Source organism: Lactobacillus sp. OTU4228 (assembly GCF_001006945.1).
Classification (GTDB): Bacteria; Bacillota; Bacilli; order Lactobacillales; family Lactobacillaceae; genus Lactobacillus; species Lactobacillus amylovorus.
The window spans coordinates 21,138-28,211 of sequence record NZ_CDLD01000010.1; the positions used below are offsets into that span (position 1 = coordinate 21,138).

At 36.2% G+C, this 7,074-nt stretch carries 7 protein-coding genes and 1 tRNA gene; all 8 read left to right on the forward strand.

The window, feature by feature from the left end; all coding sequences use genetic code 11:
- The first annotated feature begins 11 nt into the window (after positions 1-11).
- On the forward strand, positions 12-1,124 hold the full coding sequence (locus tag BN1206_RS02215; protein WP_052542840.1) for an ABC transporter ATP-binding protein: 1,113 nt from the start codon (positions 12-14) through the stop codon (positions 1,122-1,124).
- A gap of 116 nt (positions 1,125-1,240) precedes the next feature.
- Complete coding sequence (gene gtfA, locus BN1206_RS02220; protein WP_052542842.1) at positions 1,241-2,683, forward strand: sucrose phosphorylase; 1,443 nt, start codon at positions 1,241-1,243, stop codon at positions 2,681-2,683.
- A 244-nt stretch (positions 2,684-2,927) separates the two neighbouring features.
- On the forward strand, positions 2,928-3,698 hold the full coding sequence (locus BN1206_RS02225; RefSeq protein ID WP_052542844.1) for an MFS transporter: 771 nt from the start codon (positions 2,928-2,930) through the stop codon (positions 3,696-3,698).
- A gap of 156 nt (positions 3,699-3,854) precedes the next feature.
- Positions 3,855-3,926: transfer RNA gene (locus BN1206_RS02230), tRNA-Gln, on the forward strand.
- Positions 3,927-4,204: 278 nt separating this feature from the next.
- Complete coding sequence (locus BN1206_RS02235; protein ID WP_052542846.1) at positions 4,205-4,984, forward strand: hypothetical protein; 780 nt, start codon at positions 4,205-4,207, stop codon at positions 4,982-4,984.
- Positions 4,985-4,995: 11 nt separating this feature from the next.
- Positions 4,996-5,358, forward strand: a complete 363-nt coding sequence (locus BN1206_RS09985; protein ID WP_231575946.1) for a hypothetical protein — start codon at positions 4,996-4,998, stop codon at positions 5,356-5,358.
- 5 nt (positions 5,359-5,363) lie between these two features.
- Positions 5,364-5,687, forward strand: coding sequence for an SLAP domain-containing protein (locus BN1206_RS09990; RefSeq protein WP_231575947.1), 324 nt, complete (start codon positions 5,364-5,366; stop codon positions 5,685-5,687).
- Positions 5,688-6,082: 395 nt separating this feature from the next.
- Positions 6,083-7,074 (forward strand): RNA-guided endonuclease InsQ/TnpB family protein (locus BN1206_RS02245; protein ID WP_052542848.1); only part of this gene is annotated, 992 nt, incomplete at its 3' end.

A 7,074-nucleotide genomic window follows, 5' to 3' on the forward strand; every position in this document is an offset into this window, starting at 1 on the left:
GGAAATGAAAAATGACAGAAGTAGATTTAAACCATATTTATAAAAAATATGATGGCAATAATGACAAGTATTCTGTAAATGACTTTGATTTGCACATCAAAGATAAGGAATTTATCGTTTTTGTCGGTCCTTCAGGTTGTGGTAAATCAACAACATTAAGAATGATTGCCGGTTTGGAAGATATTACCGAAGGTACGCTTGAGATTGATCATAAAGTCATGAATGATGTTGCTCCAAAGAACAGAGATATTGCGATGGTTTTCCAGAACTACGCTTTGTATCCACATATGACTATTTATGACAACATGGCCTTTGGATTAAAGCTTAGACATTATTCTAAGGAAGATATTGATAAAAAAGTAAAGCACGCAGCTGAAATTTTGGGTTTGACTAGCTATTTAAAGAAGAAACCCGCAGCTCTTTCAGGTGGTCAACGTCAGCGTGTTGCTTTGGGACGTTCAATCGTGCGGGATGCACCAATCTTCCTGATGGATGAACCTCTCTCCAATCTTGATGCGAAGTTGCGTGTATCAATGCGTGCTGAAATCGCTAAGCTACATCAACGTTTAGGAACAACGACTATTTATGTAACACACGATCAAACCGAAGCGATGACTTTAGCTGACCGAGTAGTGGTTATGTCTGTAGGTAAGGTGCAACAGATCGGTACGCCATTAGAAGTTTATAACAAACCAAAGAACATGTTTGTAGCAGGTTTCATTGGCTCTCCACAGATGAATTTCTTCAATGTTCACTATAAAGATGGCCGAATTTCGGATGGTAAGGGTTTGAATATTGGCATTCCCGAAGGTAAGGCCAAAATGCTTGATGACCAAGGCTATAATGACAAAGATATTGTATTTGGTATTAGACCAGAGGATATTCATTCAGAACAAGCCTTCTTGGAAACTTGGCCAGATGCAGTAATCGATTCTACAGTAGTAGTTTCTGAATTATTAGGTGCTACAATTCAACTTTATCAAAAAGTTGACGGAACAGAATTCGTAGCAGATGTAAATTCACGTGATTACCACAAGCCAGGTGATCATGTAAAGATGGGCTTTGATGTTAACAAGGCACACTTCTTCGATAAAGATTCAACTATGGCCATTTATAATAATTAAAACTTTCCCCCTCTCTTTATAAATCGGCTTTTTCCTCAATGATCAAAAATAATTTTAAGGTTCGATCTTATTTTGAAAGATTGAGCCTTTTCTTGTAAATAGCAAAGGAATAAAAGATGAAGTTACAAAATAAAGCAATGTTGATTACTTATCCAGATAGTTTAGGACACAATCTTCAAGATTTATCTGATGTCATGGACAAATATTTTAAAAAGGCAATTGGTGGAATTCATTTATTACCAATTTTTCCTTCAAATGGTGATCGTGGCTTTTCACCAACGAGATATGATGTGGTTGATCCTAAATTTGGTACATGGCAAAATGTGGAAAAGTTAGGTCAACAATATTATTTAATGTTTGATTTTATGATCAATCATTTATCAAAACATTCTGAGTATTTCCAAGACTTTCAAAAGAAGCATAACGAAAGCAAGTATAGTGATTTGTTTTTAAGCTGGGACAAGTTTTGGCCAATAGGTCGTCCTACTCAAAGGGATGTGGACTTGATCTATAAACGAAAAGACAAAGCACCATACCAAGAAATAAAATTTGTGGATGACAGTCAAGAAAAAATGTGGAATACATTTGGCCCTGATCAAATGGACTTGGATGTTCGAACTAAAGTTACTCAAAACTTTATTAAGGAAAATTTGCAGAATCTTGCTAAGCATGGGGCAAGTTTGATTAGACTAGATGCTTTTGCATATGCGATTAAAAAGCTAGATACTAACGATTTCTTTGTAGAGCCAGAAATTTGGACATTGCTTAATCAGGTAAAAGATTATTTGAAAGACACTCCAGCCACTATCTTGCCGGAAATTCATGAGCATTACACGATGCCATTTAAAGTTGCTAAGCATGGCTACTTTATCTATGATTTTGCCCTTCCAATGGTTCTCCTGTATTCACTTTACAGTGGTGATAGTACGCAACTAGCTAAGTGGCTAAAGAAGTGCCCAATGAAACAATTTACTACTCTAGACACGCATGATGGCTTAGGAGTGGTTGACGCTAAAGATGTTTTAACGGATGAACAAATTGATTACACTACCAAGAAGCTTTATCAAATTGGGGCTAATGTTAAGAAAAAGTATTCTAGTGCTGAATATCATAATTTGGATATTTATCAAATTAATACGACATACTATTCTGCTCTAGGAAATGATGATCGAAGATATTTCTTAGCTCGATTACTACAAATCTTTGCACCTGGTATTCCACAGATTTATTATGTCGGGTTATTAGCCGGACAAAATGACATCAAATTGCTGGAAAAGACAAAAGAAGGCAGAGATATTAATCGGCATTACTATGAATTAGATGAGATTAAGAAGGAAGTTCAAAGACCAGTAGTTAAGTCATTGATTAAACTTTTGGAATTCCGTAATTCGGCTGCTGCATTTGATTTGAATGGTTCAATCAAGATTAAAACGCCAAGCGATCATGAGATCATTATTACTAGAACTAATAAGGAAAACACCTCTGTTGCACGTGCATATGTTGATTTGAAAGAATTGAAATATCAAGTGAAACTAGATGAACAAGTTTTCATTTTCTAAGTAGAAAACAAAAGAGCAGGTTGTTAATAACCTGCTCTTTTTTAGAAGATTAAAGAATTACTTCATCTATTTAAGTAACACAAAAGCCTGCTGTGTTTTCGAATTTTGATAACAGCGATCTTTAAATGATAATTTTGTAATCTAGGGTCTCCGCTTTAATCACGGTCGGTATACCCTGGCGTGTTGTACCAGCAACACGCCTTTTTTTGTTTATCAGTTATCGCATAATCAAAAGCAGCGGTCGATGACGATTGCGTGGATTTATACGGGTTTTAGTATTGCCTCCGTAGTTGGAATACCACTTGGTACGGTAATTGCAGATCATTGGCGCTGGCAAGATGCCTTTATTATGTGTGCTGTAATTACTGCCATTGCAACAATCGTTGCTTTTACAATTTTGCCTAAAAATCTACAGGCTGGTGAAGGCAATTATCGAGATCAGATTCAAATCTTCAAAGATAAAACGATTTGGTATGGCATTGTTTTCGTTATCTGTGGAGCGGCAACTCTTTATGGCTACTATACTTATATTCGTCCACTGGTTCATCAACAATTGAAGTTTGATTTAAGTACTTTGAGTTTGATCTTGCTTTTGCTTGGCGTTGTCGATATTTTTGCTAATCAAGTGGCAGGCAGGATAGCAGCTGGAAATGGTTTTAAGAAACTGCGCTTTGTTTATATACTGAATCTATTATTACTAGCTGTTTTCGGTATTATGTTGCAGAATCAGGTAATGGGAATTACCTGGATTTTTATCCTCGGTTTTACTGTAGCGATTTTTGGTTCAACTGCACAAGTTTTCTTTTTAAATGAAGCAACGAAAAAATATCTAGCTGCAATTAATTTGGCTTCAACGCTAAATGCAATTTTCTATAATGTAGGGATTGCCTTATCATCGATGACCGCAGGGCAGGTGCTAAAATATAGCAGTCTTACAAATTTAAATTGGAATTCATTTGCTTATTGTGTGGTAGCGACTGTGATGTGCTTTCTTTTGGCTAAAAAGTTAGAATAATCGTAATTAGATAAAGGGCTTTCATATTAAAAAATAAAATATCAAGAAAAAGTAAAATTTTCCCTTGCATTTTATTTGTCATTCCCTTATACTATTAACTGTTGAGCGGTTGAGAGATCGTTCAAATAGAACCAATCAAGTAAAAGGTTTGAAGATTGGGTTATAGCCAAGTGGTAAGGCAATGGTTTTTGGTACCATCATGCGCTGGTTCGAATCCAGCTAACCCAATAAGTCAGATCAGGCAGTGAGCCTGATCTTTTTTTGTGCAAAAAATAAAGGCGAAGCCATTTATATACGACTGGCTGTAAATGCTTTCCTTTACATATGTATCATGCATTAATAAATTGTGTGCATATATGACCAAACTATTGAACTCCTTTAGTTATGAAATTACGATAATGGTGTTTTAAATGATTAAGTAATTCTAGTGGGAGTTAAGAAATGAGAAAAAGATATAGATATGGTGTTTTTATTGTCAGCACTATTTTGGCTGCGCACCTTTGGCAATGAATAATAATGTTGTCAAAGCTGATGCTATGGAAAAACCAGCTCAAAGTAATAATGCCCAAGGCGGTCAACAAGGTGCCACTGGTAAAGCTAATGGTACCCAAGGTGATTCAACCACCAACCCCGTAGCAAAACCCGATTCTGAAAATTCAGCAGTTAAAGTGCAACATGCTGGTACAAAAGAGGATGCTCATCAAATTACTGAAAGTCATGATAATTTAGATCCTCAAAAAGAAATTGATATTGATGCCGCCAATTCAACCGAGTGGGACGCAGTAAAATATATAAAAGACAAATACGGTAAAAACATCCATATTAAAATTGATGATAGTGACGTAGAGTATGATTTCATAAGTACAGTTAGAGATAAAAATGGTAAATCAGTTTCCTATGTTGAAGGACCTAATCGAAGAGAAGGCCTTGTTTCAATGTCTCTTGAAGATGGCGACGTTATTCAAGTAGTTGCTGTGCCTAGACAATTGGATTCAAACAAGTGGTATAGTTGGACACCTGTAGATAATCAATTTGGTAGTAAGGGTAATCAAGGTGATCCAATTAATCATGCAAAAAAGCTAATGGGTGGCGATCTCCCTGATGATATTGCTAATAGGGTAGTAGATGATAAAACTACTGGTAAATTAATTGAACAAACCGATGAATATGGTAATTTACCCACTATTGTAAGTGCTAAAAATGCGGATGGAAAAATTTTTAATTGGGTAAAGATAGATTTACACCCGCATTTAAATTCGTGGTTTCTAAAGGTGCTAAAGAAGTAGTCCCTATCTTTATGATTCAAGGTAGAAAACGCAATTCAATAAACGGCGAATTAGTAATTGATCCTACTGACCCAAGTTACCGTGAAGAAGTTTCTCCAACTACCCCAGCTAATATTTATAATCACCATAATACGGTGACTGTAGATCCAAACCAAAAGCAAAAAGATACAATTAATATCACTGATGATCCAGCTGCAACAGACATCCATCAGCTTGGAAGGAGCCTACTGGTACAGATGATGGTGCTGGCTTTGATCTTACTACAGCTGGAACTACTAGCATTAAAACCTATAATGTTTCAAACACAACTGAAGTTCCGGAAAAAACAACTAACAATTCTGTATTTGTTCCTGATGACACAAAAATCAATGTAACTAATTTGAACAAGTTGATTTTTGTACACAATGCCTTCATTTATGATGAAAATGGTCATGTTGTTCAAGAAGACGGTGCATATCAAATTAAGACTCAAGGTCAAAAAGTCAAGATTCTTGATAATGGACGTGTGTACAAATTTAATGGTCAAGAATATTACAAGATCGATTCAGGTGATCCAGATCATCCATACTATGTAAGAACAAGTTCTGTAGGTAAAGCCCCTAAGAAACAAGCCGTTGTAATGCGCGGTACTCTTAAGAGTTACAGAATTAATGTTTACAGTAAGAATGGTAAAATTATCGGTACTTGGAAGAAAGCAAAATAAGCTCAAACTAAGAAATAAATTCTAACCACAAATCAAAAGAGCATCTACTGCCAATTTCGCAATAGGTGCTCTTTTCGTTTTTAAGTATCAAATATTTCATGTTATAATCTGTATATGAAAAGAAACCAACGGATTGCAGCCGTTGACTTCAATCGTAGTTTTAGATAACTGTATGCTTAGCTAATCCTTGTGATTAGCTTTTTTTGTTATTGCGTAGGCTATGGCCAAATTAATAGCTAATTTAATGAAAAACGCCCGAAAATCCCCGTATTTTAATGCGGGGATGGATAGGGCCAAGCTGACCTAGCAGTCAGCTTTTTTTATTCTAAAAATAGAGACATATGTTCGCTTATCCTGTAAAATATAAATATCTAATCTATGAGGAGGTGAAATACATGAAAAGAATGAGCAGTTTAGCCTATCATTTTGGCGTTAAGCTTCGCTTTTATCCTAGTTCTAAGCAAAAGAAAATCATCAAGCTAAACTATGATGCGCAGCGCTTTGTCTACAACTCTTATGTAGGACGCAATCGAAGCAATTATCATGTTAAGCACTACTTAGCTGTTAGACAATATCAAGCAATGCCTTTTGCCTTTTCTATTCTTAATAATTATGAGACTAGGTTGGCAGAAGAAGTAGTCACTAATAGCGAACTATTGGCTAAGCCTAAGAATATTCGTGATGCTTATAGCTTTTTACGTGTTAAAGAAATTGATAGTCTCGCTCTTGCCAATGCGATTCAAAACTATCAGAAAGCTTGGAACAACTATCGCAAGATTGGTCATGGAATTCCGACTTTTCACAAAAAACGCAGCGACTGGTCATATCAGACCAACTGTCAATATCCTAAGCAGTCAGAAGCCTATCTTGATAACGGGACAGCTAGATTTATTGATGCTAAACATATTAAATTGCCTAAGCTGGGAATTGTCCGCATTGCTGGTTTTAGAAAACTGATTAAAGAGCGCTTGCTTAAGCAGATTCCAACTAGAATTGGCACAGTCACGATAAAAAAGACCGCTGATGACCAGTTCTACCTGTCTATGCAATTAGGCAGCGATACTGCTTTTGTTAAAGCCTTGCCTAAGACGCAGAGTCAAATTGGAATAGATCTCAACCTTGATAATTTCTTGACGGAATCAAATGGATCAATGGTCGCTAATCCACGATTTTATCGCAAAACCAAAAAGAAGCTGGCCCATGCCCAACGTGTCTTGTCTCGCAGGCAGCGCCGGGCTAAAAAAGAAGGACGCAATTTGCGGCTAGCAAAAAACTATCAAAAACAGCGTCTAATAGTCGCTAAACTGCACGATAAGATCAGAAGACAGCGTAATGACTTTTTACAAGTACTCTCAACTGCACTAATCAAAAACCACGATTTAGTAGT